A 16,738-nucleotide genomic window follows, 5' to 3' on the forward strand; every position below is an offset into this window, starting at 1 on the left:
CCGACTCGTAACGCCTCTGCGCGTTCGCAACCTTTCTTCCGCGCGCCGGCACCTACGCAGAACCCCTGCGTGAATTTCCGCCGCGCCCATGCCGCTCTTCCTCCCCGTCCCGATCCCCTGGGACGTCGTACTCCGGCAGCTCCTGCTCGCGCCCTGCTTCGAAGAGATCCTCTTCCGGCTCGGCCTCCAGGAGCGGCTGTCGACCGCACGCGCCGCCGCCGCGCGACGCCATGCCGTCGTGCTGACCGCGCTCGCCTTCGGCGCGGCGCACGCGATCGTGCTCGCCATCGTCACGCCCGCGCCGCCGCTTTCCGCGCTGCTGCTGGCGCTCGCCACCGCCGTGCCCGCCTGGTGGATCGGCCGCGGCTACCGGCGACACCGCTCACTGCCCCGCTGCATCGCCTGGCATGCGGGCTTCAACGCCTGCTGGCTGCTCGCCGCGCCGGTGCTGCTGCCGCTCCTCCTGTCGACGTCCGCTCCCGCGCCCGGGGCGCCGCTGTCGTCGACCGCGTCCGTTTCTGTTTCTGTTTCTGCTTCCCTCTCTTCATCCTGACGAGGCTCCCGCCATGACCCTTCCCCTGCGCACCGCCCTTCCCGGCGCGATCGTCGCGACTGTCGCCCTCACGGCCGCGGTCCTGGCGGGTCCCGCCTTCGCCGCCGACCCGATCGCCGGCCAGTCCAAGTTCTCGCAGGTCTGCGCCGCCTGCCACACGGTGGCCTCCACCGCCGTCGTCGACCGCGGCCGCAACAACCCGGCGATGATCCAGAACGCCATCAACACGATTCCGCAGATGGGCGGCGTCGGCGGGGCCGTCTCGGCCGCGGACATCGCCAACATCGCCGCCTACCTCGGCAACTCGCCCGCCTCCATCAGCTTCGCGCAGACCGCCGTCGGCCAGTCGAGCGCGGTCTCCACCATCACCATCAGCGCCAGCCGCATCGCCGCGCTCGGCAGCCTCTCCGCGGTCGCCAGCGGCGACTTCGCCGTGCAGGGCGGCTCCTGCGGCGCGACCGTGCCCGCGGGCACCAGCTGCACCGTCGGCGTCGTCTTCCACCCGACCGCCGCCGGGGCCCGCAGCGGCGCGCTGACGATCAGCCACAACGGCATCGCCACGCCCATCCCCATCGCGCTCACCGGCACCGGCAATGTCACGCTGACGGCCGTGCTCTCCGCCGACGCCAGCACCCTCGACTTCGGCAACCAGCCGCTGGCCAGCGCCTCCGCCGCGCGCACGGTCACGCTGAGCAACACCGGCACCGCCTCGCTCGACTTCAGCAGCATCGGCGTCACCGGCGCCAACGCCGCCGACTTCACCCGCGGCGGCAGCTGCGCCGTCGGCACGCCGCTGGCCGTCGGCGCGACCTGCACCGTCACCGCCACCTTCGCGCCAGCCGCCACCGGCGCGCGCGCCGCCACCCTGGCCGTCGCGGCGATCGCGCCCACCGCCGGCAACGCCACCGCCAACGTCAACATCGCCATGAGCGGCACCGGCCAGGCCCAGCCCACGCCGGTCTCCTCGCTGTCGACCGCGCAGCTCAGCTTCGGCGCCCTGACCGTCGGACGGACCAGCGCCGCGCAGACGATCACCGTCTCCAACACCGGCAACGCCGCACTCACCTTCAGCGCCATCGCCGCCACCGGCCCGTTCACCACGACCGACACCTGCAGCGGCGGCGTGCCCGCCGGCGGCACCTGCGCCGTCGCGGTCCGCTTCGCCCCGGCCGGCGCCGGCGCGGCCACCGGCACCCTGAGCCTGACCAGCAACGCGGCCGCCTCCCCGCAGACTGTCGCGCTGGGCGGGACCGGCGTGCTCACCAACACGCCGATCCTGGTCTGGACCGCCGCGACCAGCGCCGACTTCGGCACCGTCACGATGGGCGCGGACGGTGGCCTCAAGCACTTCACGCTGAGCAACACCGGCGACGTCGCCGCCACGCTGGGCAGCTTCGCGCTCGCCGGCGAGGCCGCCGCCGACTACCGCGTCGACACGACCTCCACCTGCGCCGCCGGCGCCTCGCTGGCGGTCGGCGCCGACTGCGATCTCGCCATCGGCTTCAGCCCGCGCGGCGTCGGTGCCCGCGCCGCCACGGCCGCGGTCGTTGCCGACAACGCCTCCCTGCCCGCGCCGCTGACGCTGGCCGGCGTCGGCCTCGCACCGCCGCAACCGGCGCTGCAGCTGTCGGCCACCTCGCTGGACTTCGGCCCTGCGGACACCAACGGCCGACCGCTGACGCTGACCAACAGCGGCCCCGGCGTGCTGCACGTCAGCGCGCTGAGCGTGGACAGCGCCCGTTTCTCGATAGCCACCACCGGCACCAACGCCTGCGGCGCCGCGCCCTTCACCGTGCAGCCCGGCGCGAACTGCCAGGTCACGCTGCGCTGGCTGGGCGCCGCCGCGGCCGCCTCTGCGCCCACGGGCACGGACACCGGCACGCTCACGCTGCAGGGCGACATGACGCCCGCCACGGCGACGGTCGCGCTGCGCGGTGCGCCGGGCAGCACGGAAGCGTCGAACAGCGGCGGCGGCGGTTGCACGATCGGTGCCGGCACCGGCGCGGCGGATCCGTTGCTGCTGGTGATGGCGGGCCTCTCTGCGCTGATCCTGTGGCGTCGCCGCAGCGCCAGCGCGGCGCCCCTCGCGCTGACCGCTGTCGGCCTGGCAACGACGCTGGCGCTCACGCCGATGGATGCATCGGCGGTCGATGTCGGCCAGCCGCTCCCCGTCGCGAACGTCCCGAGCGCCGACGGTGCGCCGGTCCCTTTGCACGACGGCAGGGCCAAGGTGACCTACGTCGACTTCTGGGCCTCCTGGTGCGGCCCGTGCCGCCAGTCCTTCCCGTGGATGAACCGCATGCAGGCCAAGTACGGCGCGCAGGGCCTGCGCATCGTCGCCGTGAACCTGGACGCGAGCCGCGCGGATGCCCAGGCCTTCCTCAAGGAAGTGCCCGCCAACGTCTCGCTGGGTTTCGACCCGAAGGGCGACTCGGCCCGCCGTGTCGGCGTGCGGACGATGCCGAGCTCCGTGCTGCTGGGCCCCGACGGACGCGTGCTGATGCAGCACAGCGGTTTCCGCGCCGAGGACGAGGCTGAACTTGAAGCCCGCATCGCCGCCGCGCTGAAGACCTCTTGAAGGAGATTCCGATGTCCCTGACTTCCTCCTGGCGCCGCCGCGCGCCGGCCGCGATCGCCGCGCTGGTCGCGCTCGCCAGCACCGGCTGCGCGATGCAGCCTCCCCAAGCCTGGGAGAAGGGCGCGCTCGCCCGTCCCGAGATGACGATGGGCGGCGACGTCCTCGGCGACCGCTTCGCGCAGCACATCTACACGAGCAAGGAAAACGCCTCCGGCGGCAACGGCGTGGGAGGAGGTGGCTGTGGCTGCAACTGAGCACGACATGACCACGGACGACCGCCTGGCCACCCCTCAGGACGCCGGCAGCCACCGCGGCGCCTGGGGTGGCGTGCTCGCCGCCGCGCTGCTGCTCCCGGGTCTGCAGGCTCCGGCGCTCGCCGAGACCCCGCCCGAGCAGGCCGAGATGTCCGTCAAGCTGCTGCACTACCGCGACCGCCAGCCGGGCTTCGACCGGATCAAGGTCACGGCGCCGTCGGTCTACCTGATGGTGCCGGTCGCGGGCCGCTGGTCCGTCGAGGGCTCGCTGGTGAACGACAGCGTCTCCGGCGCCTCGCCGCGTTATCACAGCGCGGTCTCCGGCGCCTCGCGGCTCGACGAGACCCGCAAGGCCGGCGACATCCAGGTCACCCGCTACAACGACCGCGATGCGTGGTCGCTCGGCGCCGCGTATTCGACCGAGCATGACTACCGCTCGCGCACCGTCTCCGCCGGCTATCGCCGTTCCAGCGAGGACAACAACACCACCTGGAACATCGGCGCCGCCTTCAGCGACGACTGGATCGGCTCCTCCGACGACCCGACGCTCAGCCGCGGCCGGAACACGACGCAGCTGACCGCCGGCGTGACGCAGGCCTGGACGGCGGTGGACCTGGTGCAGCTCAGCCTCGGCGCGAGCTGGGGCCACGGCATGTACTCGGACCCGTACAAGTTCCCGGACCGTCGCCCCGACCGCCGCGAGCAGTACACGCTGATGACGCGCTGGAACCACCACTTCACCGACTGGAAGGCGACGCTGCGCAGCAGCTGGCGCTACTACGCCGACAGCTTCGGCGTGCGCGCCAACACGCTGGAGACGGCGTGGGTGCAGCCGCTGTCCGGCGGATGGACGCTGACGCCGTCGCTGCGCTACACGACGCAGCGGGCCGCGAAGTTCTATTACGACCCGGTCTACGACGCCGCGCTCGGCGCGCCGCTGCCGCCGGGCTACACGGCGACCTCGCCGCAATACCTGTCCCCGGACCAGCGGCTGTCCGCGTTCGGCGCGATCACCGTCGGCATGAAGGTCGCCTACGAGATCGCGCCCCGCTGGACCGCCGACCTCAGCCTCGAGCACTACGAACAGCGCGCCGCCTGGCGCCTGGGCGGCAGCGGCTCGCCGGGGCTGGACCGCTTCCAGGCCGACTGGCTGCAGGTCGGCCTGTCCCACCGGTTCTGACCGACCGCCCCGCTGGAACCGACGAGCGCGCCATGTGGTCCGTCCACCGCCATGCCTTCACCGCGATGGCCTCGCCCAACGAGGTCGTGCTCGGCGGCGTGGCGGCGGACCTGGCCGCCGACGCCAGCGAGGCCGTCGAGGCCGAGGTGCGCCGCATCGAGCGCAAGTACTCGCGTTATCGCGACGACAGCGTGATCTCCGCGATCAATGCGCGGGCCGGCCGCAATGCCGTCGCCGTCGACGAGGAGACGGCGCAGCTGCTGAACTTCGCGGCCGAGCTGCATCGGCAGAGCGACGGCCTCTTCGACATCACCAGCGGCTGCCTGCGCCGCGCCTGGGACTTCAAGGCCGGCCGCGAGCCCGCGCCTGACGCGCTGGCGCTGCTGCGGCAGCGCATCGGCTGGCACCGCGTGCAATGGGACGGGCGCGCCATCGCGCTGCCGCAGGCGGGCATGGAGATCGACTTCGGCGGCATCGGCAAGGAGTACGCCGCCGATCGTGCCGTCGCCGCGCTGCGCGGGCTCGGCGTGCGCCACGGCTTCGTCAACCTCGGCGGCGACATCCGCGTCATCGGTCCGCGGCCGGACGGCGAGCCCTGGGTCTTCGCGATCCGCCATCCCCGCCGCGAGGACGAGGTCTGCGCCCGCATCCCGCTGGCCGACGGCGCGCTCGCCACCAGCGGCGACTACGAGCGCTTCTTCATCACCCCCGACGGCCGGCGCTGCTGCCACATCCTCGATCCGCGCAGCGGGCAGCCGGTCCGCCACTGGCAGGCGGTCAGCGTCATCGCGCCGCTGTGCGTCGCGGCCGGCGCGCTGGCCACGATGGCCATGCTGATCGGCGCCGACGCGCCCTCGCGCCTGAACACGCCGGGCGTCGGATTCCTGCTCGTCGATGCCGACGGCCAGGTCCGCACGCACGACCCCGACCAACTGATCCCACTTCCGACCTCGCCATGAGACTCCTCGCCACCTTCCTCGCCGGTGCGGCGGCCGCGTTCGCGCTGGCCGTCACCGCCCCGGGACCCGCCCGCGCGGCGATCGATCAACCCGCGTTCCTGGAACCCACCCAGGCGTTCCCGGGACGCGCTCGCATCGAAGCGCCTGCGGAGGGCGCGGGCGGCTCAGGCGCTGCAGCCACGTCCGCGGTGGTCGTCGAATTCGACATCGCCGCCGGCTACCACCTGTACCGCGAGCGCTTCGCCATCGAGGCCGACGGCGCCGCGTTGCCCGCGCCGGGGCTGCCGGCCGGCAAGGCAGTCTTCGATCCCAACTTCAACAAGACGATGACGCTGTGGGCCGACGCCGTCCGCGTCGTGCAGCCGCTGCCGCAGGGCGTCGTGCCGCAGACGCTGACGGTGCGCTACCAGGGCTGCGCGGATCGCGGACTCTGCTATCCGCCGCAGCAGGCGCTGGTGCATCTGGAACGAGGCGGCGACGGATTGTTGAAGGCGCGCTGGGAGGCGCAGCCGGACGCGCTGTCCGCGCCGATCGAGGACGCGGCGCCGACGGGATCCGGAACCCCGGCCGCGTCGACGTCCGCGAGCACCACCGCGACGCCGTCGTCGTCCTCGACGGCCGGGGCCTCCGCCGCCGACCAGGCCCCCGTCGACAGCAGCGCCGCCGCGCTCCAGTCCGGCAGCCTGCTGCGTGTCGTCGGCATGTTCCTGCTCGGCGGCCTGCTGCTCTCGTTCACGCCCTGCGTGCTGCCGATGCTCCCCATCCTGTCGTCGATCATCGTCGGCCAGGGCGCGCCGGTCTCGCGGGCGCGCGGCTTCTCGCTGGCCGTCGCGTACTCGCTGGGCATGGCGATGGTCTACACCAGCGCCGGTGTCGTCGCCGGCCTGCTCGGCTCGGGCTTCGCCGCCGCGCTGCAGAACCCCTGGGTGCTGGGCAGCTTCGCGCTGCTGCTGTCGGTGCTGGCGCTGTCGATGTTCGGCGTCTGGGAATTCCAGATGCCGGGCTTCATCCAGGACCGCGTCAACAACGCGTCCAACCGCATCAAGGGCGGCCGGCATGTCGGCGTGTTCCTGATGGGCGGGCTGTCGGCGCTGCTGGTGGGGCCCTGCGTCGCGGCGCCGCTGGCCGGCGCGCTCGTCTACATCAGCCAGACCCGCGACGTGGTGCTGGGCGGCTCGGCGCTGTTCGCGCTGGCCTGCGGCATGAGCGTGCCGCTGCTGCTGCTCGGGCTGTCCGCCGGCACGCTGCTGCCGCGCGCGGGCCGCTGGATGGAGCATGTGAAGACCTTCTTCGGCCTGCTGCTGATCGCGGTCGCGCTGTGGCTGGTCTCGCCTGTGCTGCCGACCGGCGCGCTGATGTTCCTGATCGGCGCGGTGGCGCTGGTCGCGGCGATCTGCCTGGGTGCGTTCGAGGCCGGCCGGCCGCGCGCCCTCAAGGCCGGCGGCGCGCTGGTGGCGCTGTGGTCCGCCGCGATGATCGGCGGCGCGCTGTCCGGCGGCGACAGCGTGCTGATGCCGCTGCGCCATCTGGCGCGGGGCCCGGTGGACGGTCTGCCGCTCGCCAGCGCCAAGGCCGCGTCGCGCGCCACCTCGGCGCCGACCTTCGAGCGCATCACGACGGTGGCGCAGCTCGACGCGGCACTCGCGTCGTCGGACCGGCCGGTGATGCTGGACTTCTACGCCGACTGGTGTGTCGCCTGCAAGGAGATGGAGCACCTCACCTTCTCCGACCCCGCGATCGCCCCGCGGCTGCGCAACGCGCGGCTGCTGCAGGCCGACGTGACCGCCAACAGCGCCGAGGCGAAGGCGCTGCTCAAGCGCTTCCAGCTGTTCGGCCCGCCGGGGATCCTGTTCTTCGACCCGCAGGGGAAGGAACTCGCCGCCGCCCGCACGATCGGCTTCCTGCCGGCCGACGAATTCGCCCAGCGCCTGGACCGCGCCAAGCTGTGATCCGTGACGAAACGCCAAGCAGAACCGACATGAGCCTCCCCCAACGACACACCGCCCTGCTGATCCTCGGCTCGGGCCCTGCCGGCTACACCGCCGCGCTCTACGCCGCGCGCGCCAACCTGAAGCCGCTGCTCGTCACCGGCATCGCGCAAGGCGGTCAGCTGATGACCACGACCGAGGTCGACAACTGGCCCGCCGACGTGATGGGCGTGCAGGGCCCGGAACTGATGCAGCGCTTCCAGCAGCACGCTGAACGTTTCCAGACCGAGATCGTCTTCGACCACATCAACAGCGTCGACTTTTCCAGGCGTCCGTTCACGCTCACGGGTGACAACGCGGTCTACACCGCCGACGCGGTGATCCTCGCCACCGGCGCGTCGGCGCAGTACCTGGGCCTGCCCTCCGAAGCGGCGTTCATGGGCCGCGGTGTCAGCGCCTGCGCGACCTGCGACGGCTTCTTCTATCGCGGGCAGGAAGTCTGCGTCGTCGGCGGCGGCAACACCGCCGTCGAGGAGGCGCTGTACCTGTCCAACATCGCCAGCAAGGTCCATCTGGTCCATCGCCGCGACAAGTTCCGCGCGGAGCCGATCCTGGTCGACAAGCTGATGGACAAGGTCAAGGCCGGCAGGATCGAGCTGCACGTGTTCCATACCTTGGAAGAGGTACTGGGCGACGCCGGCGGGGTGAACGGCGTGCGACTCAAGCGCACGCAGGACGGCACGACGACCGACATCAAGCTGCAGGGCTGTTTCATCGCGATCGGGCACAAGCCCAACACGGAGATCTTCCGCGGGCAGATCGAGCTGCGCGACGGCTACGTGCTGACGCGCAGCGGCTCGGAAGGCTTCTTCACGATGACCAGCGTGCCGGGCGTGTTCGCCGCCGGCGACGTGCAGGACCACATCTATCGCCAGGCCATCACCAGCGCCGGTACCGGCTGCATGGCGGCGCTGGATGCGCAGCGGTTCCTGGAGCAGCAGTCAGGCTGACTGCGGGAGGGTTCAGAACGACCAGGCCACGCCGGCGACCCAGCGCTGCAGCGACGGGTCGCCGCGCTGCGGCAGCGAGCTGTAGAGACGCGACGCGCTGAAGCGCCAGTCCCCGACGGTGTAGGACAGCCCGGCGTTGGCGAAGCGGTAGGACCCGCTGCCATGGCCCCAGTTGGAGACCATGCCCCCGCCCAGGTCGGCCGCCAGCGCATCCACCAGGCGGCGGTGCCAGGTCAGCTCGGCGATGGTCGCGCCGCGATGCCCGAGGTAGCCCCACGAGGTGTATGCGGCCAGGTCCGGCGACACCGACACCGTCGCGCCCCACTGCCCCCACGCGGCCGCGTCCCAGAGTCCGCCGAGCGACACCTCGCTGTAGCGCAGCCGGTCCGCGTTGCCGCCGCCGGCATAGGCGTAGTGGGCGCCGGACAGCGTGACGACGCGGCGGTCGTCGATCTGCCACCAGCGGGTCGCCGAGAGGATCGCCTCCGCCTTCGCCCCGTTGCGCATGCGCATCGTGCCCAGGCCGAGGCCCAGGCTCCAGTTGCGGTCGTCGCGGTAGTAGAGGTCGGCCGTGGCGCCCGGATGGTCGCCGCTCAGGCTGATGCCGCGCGAGACGCGCTCGCTCACGACCGCCACCGTGCCGCCCCAGTTCTGCGCGGCGACGCCCCCCGACGCGACGAGGCCCGACGCCAGCCAGGCGACGGCTCGAGCGAGATTTTTGGGGGCACGGCAACCATCGGCGGCGATTCTGGCACCCATGAGGGACACTTCTGCAGAAATCAGTCGCCCATGTTTCAACCTGTTCCGAATGAAGCGGACACGGCCGCCGAGTCGCGTCTGCGTGCCTGGTTGCAGGCCGCCGCGGCCGGCGACCGGTCGGCTTTCGAGCAGCTGTACCGGCACTGCCAGCCGCGGCTGTCGCGCTTCGTGCTGCGCAGCTGCGGCCGGCCCGACCTGGCCGAGGAGGTCGTCAACGACACGCTGTGGATCGTGTGGCGGACCGCCGGCAACTTCCGCGGCGAGTCGCGGGTCTCGACCTGGATCCATGGCATCGCCTACCGCTGCATGCTGAAGGCGCTGCGCGACGGCGTGACGGCGCAGGAGATCAATGCCTCCGCCGTGAGCGACGCCGAACTGGCGATGGCCGAGCCCGCGTTCAACGAGGCCGCCGACCGCGAACTGCGCGACTGGGTGGCCCGCGGGCTGGCGGCGCTGCCGGTGGAACAGCGGGTGACGCTGGAGCTGGCGTACTACCTGGGCGAGACCTGCGAGGACATCGCCCGCATCATGAATTGCGCCACCGGCACCGTGAAGGCCCGCATGTTCCATGCGCGGGTCCGGCTGCGCAACGTGCTGCCCGAGCTGGGCGGCGAGATTCCCCGGCCAGCGGCACTGAAGGACCGATCCGATGACTTCCCACGATGCCCCCTCCGACCGCGCCGGACTTCCCGCAGGCGATCCGGCGATGGGTCAACCCAACGAGCACCGCCAGGTGTGGGACGCGATCGCCTGGGTCGTCGCCGGCACGGCGACGCCGGAGCAGCGCCGCCTGGTGCAGGCACACCTGCCGCACTGCGCCCATTGCCGCGACGAGCTCGCGCTGCAGCAGCAGATCCACCGCGGCATGCAGGACGCGCCGCGTCCATCGGGCGCCGCGGGCACGGCCGGCGGCGAAGCCGAGGAAGCCGCGATCCAGGCCGGCCTGGAACGGCTGTGGGCGCGCGACCGCGACGCGGGACCGGTGACGCCGGTCGAAGGGCCGCGCGGCGCCTCCGCCAACGACGGCGGCTCGCGCACGACGCGCTGGCTGACGGCGGCGGTGGCGGTGCAGGCGGTGGCGATGTGCGTGCTCGGCCTGCGCCTGTGGAGCGACGGCCATCCGCCCGCCGACTACGTGACGCTGAGCCAGCCGGCCGCGCTGCCCGCGGGCGCGGTCGTGCGGCTGGTGCCCGAGGAGCGCGTGGACATGGGCCGGCTGCGGCAGGTGCTGACGCACCACGGACTGCGGATCGTCGGCGCGGACGAGGACGCGAGCAGCCTGCTGCTCGCGCCGCTGCAGCCGGCGCCGGTCGAGGCCGTTCCCGCGATGGTCGATCGCCTGCGCGCGGAGCCGGGCGTGCTGCTCGCCGAGCCGGTCGGCGCCGCGGCGCCGGGGCGCTGAGCGATGCCTGCCTTCGACCACGTTGCCAGGACTTTGGGGAGTCTCCTCGACGGCCGCGTGCGCTGGCCCTCACCCCTGCCCTCTCGCGCAAGCGGGAGAGGGCGTACGCGCTCGCGCTGGATCGGGCGGGTCGCCGCGGCATTGCCCGCCCTGGCGGCGATCGTCGCATTGAGCGGTCCGGCCCATGCGGCCTCCGGCGACGCGCCAGTCAGCGCGCAGGTCGACGCGCCACCCGTGACGGCGACGCCGCCCTCGATGGCCACCGCCGACGACCGCCGCATCATCCTGGCCGTCGAGGACCGCGGCGAGCCGCTCCCCGGCGCCGGCGGGTCGGCGCGCGGCGATTACCGCCGGATGGCGGGCTATGCGGGCAGCGCGCGGGCCCTCGCGATGTCCGAAGCGCTGGCGCGCGAGTACGGTCTGCGCGAGCAGGCCGCCTGGACCATCGCGCCGCTGAACCTGCGCTGCATGCTCTACGCGCTGGGCGCGGGCGACGATGTCGACGCGGTGCTGGCGCGTCTGCGCCAGGACACGCGCGTGAAGCTCGCGCAGCCGCTGAACGAGTTCGAGACGCTGGCCGGCCCCGCGCCGGACGTCGCGCCGGTGGCGCCCCCGCGGCGGTCCCGCCGCCGGCACCCGCGGCGTCCTCCACGACCTCGCTCTACAACGATCCCTACTTCGGCCTGCAGAAGGGCTTCCAGCAGATGTCCACGGCGGCGCTGCAGCAGGTGAGCGTCGGCGCGCGGGTCAAGGTCGCGGTGATCGACACCGGCGTCGACGCCCGGCATCCGGACCTGCTCGGCCAGGTGTCGGGCCAGCGGGATTACGTCGCCGGCGGCGGCGCGCAGGTCGATGCCGTGCCGGAGCGCCACGGCACGGAGGTGATGGGGCTCATCGCAGCCAAGGTGAACAACCGGCAGGGCATCGTCGGCGTCGCGCCCGGCGCCGTGATGACCAGTTATCGCGCCTGCTGGACCGACGTCGCTCGGGCCGGCGCGGACGCGGGGCCGGCGCCCGCGCGCTGCAACTCGTTCACGCTGGCGCAGGCGCTCGGCGCGGCCATCGCCGACGGCGCCGACGTGATCAACCTCAGCCTGGGCGGTCCGAGCGATCCGCTGCTGACGCGGCTCGCGCAGCACGCGCTGTCGCGCGGCGCGGTGCTGGTGGCGGCGGCACCGCCGGGGCGGCTCGGCAAGGGATTTCCGAGCGAGGTGCCGGGGACGCTGGTGGTGGCGAGCACCGGAGAGGCCGCGGGCTCGGAAGGCTGGCTCGCCGCGCCGGGGCGCGCCGTGCTGACGACGGTGCCCGGCGGCGGCTACGACATCGACGCCGGCAGCTCGCTCGCCGCGGCGCACGCGACCGGCGTGATCGCGCTGCTGCGCGCGGCCGTGCCGACGGCCGATGCCGAGCGGCTGAAACGCGCGCTGCTGGGCTCGATGGGCACGTCCGGCGCCATCAACGCCTGCGCGGCGGCGCGGACGCTGGGCGTGGCGGGCTTGCACTGCGATGCCCCGCCGCAGGACTCGGCGCCGAGACGCTGAACCGTTGAGCCGTTGAGCCGTTGAACCGTTGAACGACTGACCGCTCGATCGCGACGGCGACCCCGGGAGGGAGAAGCCGGCACCGGCGCGCAGCTTGCCCTGCCGAGGCTCGCCCTCATCCAGGAGCCCCCATGTCCGATCGCAACAAGGCCGCCCTGACGGCCGCCAATGCCGCCATCACGCGCGGCGACACCGAAGGCTTCCTGGCGTTCTGCGCCGAGGACATCGTGTGGACCACAGTCGGCGAAGACACGCTCGACGGCAAGGCGGCGGTGCGGCAGTGGATGTCGACCGGCTACGCGGAGGCGCCCTCGTTCACCGTGACCGACCTGGTCGCCGAGCGGGACTTCGTCATCGCGCTGGGCACCATCGAGAGCCAGGGCGACGACGGGCAGCCAGTCCGGAACGCCTACTGCGACGTCTGGCGTTTCCGCGACGGGCTGATGGTCGAGTTGAGGGCGTTCGTGATCCCGACCGGATCGTGATGCCGCCGTGAGGCCGCCCTGAGGCCGCCGCGGGCGCCGACGCCCGACGGAGCGTCACATGACCCGGCTACGCTGGGCCATCTCATGACGCGCAGGGCGGCGATGTACCCAGGCGAACGCTTGAACGCGGGCACCCATCTGCTGGGCCTGCTGGCGGCCATTCCCGCGGCCGCCTGGCTGGCGTACCAGGCGTCGGGCACGGGCAGCGGCCGGCGCGTCGCCGTCGCCTGCATCTTCGGCGCGGCCCTGATCGCGCTGTTCGCGGCCTCCACCCTCTGCCACAGCACCCGCGGTCGGCGGCAGCGCCTCTGGGTCCGGCTGGACCACTGCGCCATCTTCCTGCTGATCGCCGGCACGATGACGCCGTTCGCGGTCCTGACCGGCGGCGGCTGGCTGCGGTGGGTGGCCCTGGCGAGCGTCTGGCTCGTGTCGCTGTGGGGGATCCGGCGCACGGTGTGGGGCGACGTCCAGCGCCCCATGCTCAAGGTGTACCTGGCGATCGGCTGGCTGGCCACCCTGGTGTGCATCCCCGCGCTCCAGGCGCTGCCGGCGGCCTGCGTGACGCTGTTCGTCGCCGGCGCCGGCGCCTACACCGTCGGGACCTACTTCTTCGCCAATCCGGGCTGCAGCCGCCACGCCCATGGCATCTGGCACCTGTTCGTCGTGGTGGGCAGCGGCTGCCACTTCGGCGCGGTCGCACACTGCGTGCTCGTGTGACCGCACGGCTTGTCCCGGATCAAAGTGACACTATTTGTCGCATCGGATGTCAGGGCTGACAAAACCTGACCCTGGTGTTGATCCGCGTATCGCCCGACTGCCGTCCAACTACCTCTTTGGAACTAGCGCCAAGGGTACTGAACCCGTGATTCGCGGCGCTGACCGCACTTTGTGACCAGGCGCAACCGGCACGTTCTCTGCTTGAACTAGGCAAAAGTCCACCTGGGCCACGCGTTCGCGGCCCGCTGGTGTCTCGTTCCATCGGACCTGCAGGAAGCGCCATGCGCCACAACATTTCAGAGGCTGACCCGACGTCGGTCTGCCCCGCCCCACCGAGCCCCCCGAGCCCGTTGCGCCCGTTGAGCCCCTGGGGCCTCGTGTTCAGCGCGGTCGTCGCCCTCAGCGCCGCCGGCACGCTGGCCGGCTGCGGCGGCGGCGGCGGTTCCTCCAGCGATGCGGCGAACCCGCCGGTGGCCGGCGCGCCCCTGCCGGTTCGCCTCCTGCCGCTTCACCGCCGGCCTCGCCGCCCGCGTCGTCGCCCGTCGGCACCGACGAGCCCGAGCTGCCTCCGCCCGCGCCCGCGCCGCCCAGCCTGCCCTCCGGCGGCGGCACCCCGACGCCCTCGCTGCCCCCGTCGCTGCAGTCGCCCACCGGCCTGGACATCAGCCAGCCCGGCAAGGCCATCACCGGCATCAAGGCGACCTCCAGCGCGCTGGAGAACAACGGCGACACCGCGCAGAAGACGCTCGACGGCGACCTGAACACGCGCTGGGCCAGCGCCTTCGACGACAAGGCCTGGATCCAGTTCGACTTCGGCGCCAAGACCCCCGTCGGCTACATGAAGCTGGTGTGGCAGAACGCTTATGGCAAGGAATACGCGCTGCAGGTTTCCGATGACGGCGAGACCTGGTACCAGCTGCGGTATGTCGCCGGCGGCAAGGGCGGCACGGAAGAGTTCTTCAACCTGAACGCCAACGCGCGCTACCTGCGCCTGCAGGGCGTGGCCCGCGGCACGCAGTACGGCTACTCGCTGCTCGAGGTCAGCTTCAACGCGCCGGGCAGCGACAACACGCTGCCGCTGCTCACCGCCTCCGCCGTCCCGACGCCGCCCGCCAACAGCACGGTGGTCACGCCGGCGACACCGGCGACGCTGGAGACGACGCAGTTCACCCTGCCGGACGGCACGCTGGTGACCCGCATGGGCTTCGTCGGCCGCTCGCGCCACGGCCGCGAGCGTGGCGAGGACTGGAACGAGATCGGCTTCGGCCCCAACGACACCGTGGATGCCAACGGCAAGCCGCAGGACAAGGGCCCGGGCGCGTACCTCAACTTCATCGCCAACTACTTCAAGAACCGCACCTGGGGCGTCGAGTTCATCGACAACAGCCGCGTGGCCGGCGTCACCAAGCCGACCCTCATCGTCAACCAGTACTTCCAGCAGGCGCAGCGCGGCGGCGGCCACTCGTTCTTCCGCCGCACCGACGATCCGAACGTCACCGGCTACGGCTGGATGTCGCCCGGCAATCTGCTGGACCGCACCACCTACACCGACGGCTTCGTCGACAAGACCTCCTGCCCGGTGGTGCCCAAGCCGCCCCAGAACGCCCTGCTCAAGCCCACCACGGGCTACGGCGGCGTCATCGGCGCGAACGACGGCTGCTCGGTGGTGCTGGACAACATGCCCGGCCATCAGGACCTGTCCCCCAACGCCAACGGCGTGATGGTGCCCAACGGCGTCAACATCCCGGCCAGCCCGCTCAAGGTGGGTCAGGCCATCGAGTTCACCCCCTCGTTCTTCTCCAGCCGCGCGGCGATGGACGCGATCCAGGACAACGGCAACTTCCGGTACTACACCAACGAGGTGACCTACGTGGTGGGCAGCGGCCTGCGTCCGCAGTACGGCGTGCAGCCGCGGCTGAACAACGCGGCGCTGCCGGTCGAGACGCTGTCGGGCGGCACCGGGTCGGTCTCGTACGACTACGCGGACAACGCGACCTTCATGTTCCAGCAGCCGAATCTCCAGATCGGCATGCAGAACATGCAGCGCTTCGTCGAGGGTCGCCGCTGGTTCCACACCAACATGTGGACCGGTGATCACAACGAGCAGGGCAACGACCGCAACACCGACGCGGTGAAGCTGCAGGGGCCGCGCTTCAACCAGACCAACTGCTTCGGCTGCCACATCAACAACGGCCGCAGCCTGGCGCCGCAGGTGCTCAACCAGCGCCTGGACACCATGGCCGTGCGCGTCGCGGCGCTGGACGCCAACGGCAAGCAGCTGCCCCACCCGGTGTACGGCGAGGCCGTGCAGATGAACGCCCGCTCGGCCACCACCGGCGCGGCGCAGGACTGGGGCAACGGCGTGCGCGTGGCCGGCTTCGACACGAAGAACGTCACGCTGGCCGACGGCACCGTGGTGACCCTGAGCAAGCCCAAGGTCAGCTTCGACGGCCCGACGCCGACGGTGTTCTCGCTGCGCAGCGCGCAGCCGGTGATCGGCATGGGTCTGCTGGAGGCGATCACGGACGCGGACATCCTGTCCCGCGTGCGCACGACCGCGGACGAGGACGGCGTGAAGGGCCAGGCCAACCTGGTGTACGACCCGGAGACGGGTGCCGTGCGCGTGGGCCGCTACGGCTGGAAGGCCGCCAAGGTGAGCCTGCGTCACCAGACCGCCAACGCGCTGCTGCTGGACATGTCGGTCACGTCGCCGGTCTACCCGAACCGCGACTGCCTGGCCGGCCCGGCCCAGTGCAACAACAAGAAGGTCGAGAAGGGCGTCACCGAGGACGAGCTGACCCTGCTCTCGCGCTATGTCGCGCAACTGGGCGTGCCGGCGCAGCGCAGCCTCGTCAGCGGCTTCCCCAAGGGCGTGACCCCGCTGTCCTACCTGGACGTGGACCCGGTCAAGGTCGCGGCGGGCGCCAAGGTGTTCTCCACCATCCGCTGCACGGCCTGCCACATCGCCGAGATGAAGACGGGCGCGGGCACCGAGCTGGCCGAGATGCGCAACCAGACCATCAAGCCCTACACCGACCTGCTGCTGCATGACATGGGCAGCGAGCTGGCCGACAACTTCGCGGAATCGCAGGCGACCGGCAGCCAATGGCGCACCTCGGCCCTGTGGGGCATCGGGTACACCGAGCGCGTGGCGGGCGACGGCGTGAAGGTGGGTTACCTGCACGACGGCCGGGCCCGCACGCTGACCGAAGCGGTGCTGTGGCACGGCGGTGAAGGCGATGCCAGCCGCCAGCGCTTCATCAAGCTGAGCACGGCGGACCGGCAGGCACTGCTGGCGTTCCTCAACTCGCTCTAAGACTCGACGGGGAGGCGAGTCCCCCGCCTGGCGACACGGCCTGGTACGCAGCGCCG

15 protein-coding genes and 1 pseudogene are annotated in these 16,738 nt (G+C 72.1%); 14 read left to right on the forward strand and 2 right to left on the reverse strand.

The window, feature by feature from the left end; genetic code table 11:
• Positions 1-88 precede the first annotated feature (88 nt).
• From ACQ859_RS00735 to trxB, 7 genes are read left to right on the forward strand one after another with little or no spacing between them, the layout of a single operon-like run.
• On the forward strand, positions 89-553 hold the full coding sequence (locus ACQ859_RS00735; RefSeq protein ID WP_431264183.1) for a CPBP family glutamic-type intramembrane protease: 465 nt from the start codon (positions 89-91) through the stop codon (positions 551-553).
• Between the two features lie 13 nt (positions 554-566).
• Positions 567-3,131, forward strand: a complete 2,565-nt coding sequence (locus tag ACQ859_RS00740; RefSeq protein ID WP_431264184.1) for a choice-of-anchor D domain-containing protein — start codon at positions 567-569, stop codon at positions 3,129-3,131.
• An 11-nt stretch (positions 3,132-3,142) separates the two neighbouring features.
• On the forward strand, positions 3,143-3,385 hold the full coding sequence (locus tag ACQ859_RS00745) for a DUF4266 domain-containing protein (RefSeq protein ID WP_431264185.1): 243 nt from the start codon (positions 3,143-3,145) through the stop codon (positions 3,383-3,385).
• Between the two features lie 7 nt (positions 3,386-3,392).
• Positions 3,393-4,565 carry a DUF3570 domain-containing protein gene (locus ACQ859_RS00750; protein ID WP_431264186.1) on the forward strand — a complete coding sequence of 391 codons (1,173 nt, stop codon included), beginning with the start codon at positions 3,393-3,395 and terminating at the stop codon, positions 4,563-4,565.
• 32 nt (positions 4,566-4,597) lie between these two features.
• On the forward strand, positions 4,598-5,524 hold the full coding sequence (locus ACQ859_RS00755) for an FAD:protein FMN transferase (RefSeq protein WP_431264187.1): 927 nt from the start codon (positions 4,598-4,600) through the stop codon (positions 5,522-5,524).
• Positions 5,521-7,473 (forward strand): protein-disulfide reductase DsbD, encoded by a 1,953-nt coding sequence (gene dsbD / locus ACQ859_RS00760; RefSeq protein WP_431264188.1) that lies wholly within the window; start codon positions 5,521-5,523, stop codon positions 7,471-7,473. The genes ACQ859_RS00755 and dsbD overlap by 4 nt, the downstream gene beginning before the upstream one ends.
• A 29-nt stretch (positions 7,474-7,502) precedes the next feature.
• Entirely contained in the window at positions 7,503-8,462 is a 960-nt protein-coding gene (gene trxB, locus ACQ859_RS00765; RefSeq protein ID WP_431264189.1) for a thioredoxin-disulfide reductase, read from the forward strand.
• A 12-nt stretch (positions 8,463-8,474) separates the two neighbouring features.
• Here the strand turns inward: trxB and ACQ859_RS00770 are convergent, their stop codons facing one another.
• Positions 8,475-9,221, reverse strand: coding sequence for a hypothetical protein (locus tag ACQ859_RS00770; protein WP_431264190.1), 747 nt, complete (start codon positions 9,219-9,221; stop codon positions 8,475-8,477).
• Between the two features lie 30 nt (positions 9,222-9,251).
• Here ACQ859_RS00770 and ACQ859_RS00775 point away from each other — a divergent pair.
• The 6 genes and pseudogenes from ACQ859_RS00775 to trhA form a co-directional block, all read left to right on the forward strand.
• Positions 9,252-9,803, forward strand: a pseudogene (locus ACQ859_RS00775) (RNA polymerase sigma factor); the annotation flags it as partial.
• Positions 9,804-9,870: 67 nt separating this feature from the next.
• A complete protein-coding gene (locus tag ACQ859_RS00780) occupies positions 9,871-10,623 on the forward strand; it encodes a zf-HC2 domain-containing protein (RefSeq protein ID WP_431264191.1) in 753 nt (250 codons plus the stop codon).
• Between the two features lie 141 nt (positions 10,624-10,764).
• Positions 10,765-11,355, forward strand: coding sequence for a hypothetical protein (locus tag ACQ859_RS00785; RefSeq protein WP_431264192.1), 591 nt, complete (start codon positions 10,765-10,767; stop codon positions 11,353-11,355).
• Positions 11,328-12,164, forward strand: a complete 837-nt coding sequence (locus tag ACQ859_RS00790) for a S8 family peptidase (RefSeq protein ID WP_431266698.1) — start codon at positions 11,328-11,330, stop codon at positions 12,162-12,164. Before ACQ859_RS00785 ends, ACQ859_RS00790 begins: the two co-directional genes overlap by 28 nt.
• A 131-nt stretch (positions 12,165-12,295) precedes the next feature.
• On the forward strand, positions 12,296-12,649 hold the full coding sequence (locus tag ACQ859_RS00795) for a nuclear transport factor 2 family protein (RefSeq protein ID WP_431264193.1): 354 nt from the start codon (positions 12,296-12,298) through the stop codon (positions 12,647-12,649).
• Between the two features lie 120 nt (positions 12,650-12,769).
• Positions 12,770-13,366, forward strand: coding sequence for a PAQR family membrane homeostasis protein TrhA (trhA, locus tag ACQ859_RS00800; RefSeq protein ID WP_431264194.1), 597 nt, complete (start codon positions 12,770-12,772; stop codon positions 13,364-13,366).
• Positions 13,367-13,765: 399 nt separating this feature from the next.
• On the opposite strand, the gene ACQ859_RS00805 is transcribed toward trhA, so the two are convergent.
• Complete coding sequence (locus ACQ859_RS00805) at positions 13,766-14,188, reverse strand: hypothetical protein (RefSeq protein WP_431264195.1); 423 nt, start codon at positions 14,186-14,188, stop codon at positions 13,766-13,768.
• Between ACQ859_RS00805 and ACQ859_RS00810 the strand changes: the two genes are divergently transcribed.
• On the forward strand, positions 14,079-16,682 hold the full coding sequence (locus tag ACQ859_RS00810; RefSeq protein ID WP_431266699.1) for a di-heme oxidoredictase family protein: 2,604 nt from the start codon (positions 14,079-14,081) through the stop codon (positions 16,680-16,682). The two genes, ACQ859_RS00805 and ACQ859_RS00810, sit on opposite strands and share 110 nt — an antisense overlap.
• The last annotated feature ends 56 nt before the right edge of the window (positions 16,683-16,738 follow it).

The organism is Roseateles chitinivorans (genome assembly GCF_050632235.1).
Classification (GTDB): domain Bacteria; phylum Pseudomonadota; class Gammaproteobacteria; order Burkholderiales; family Burkholderiaceae_C; genus Roseateles; species Roseateles chitinivorans_A.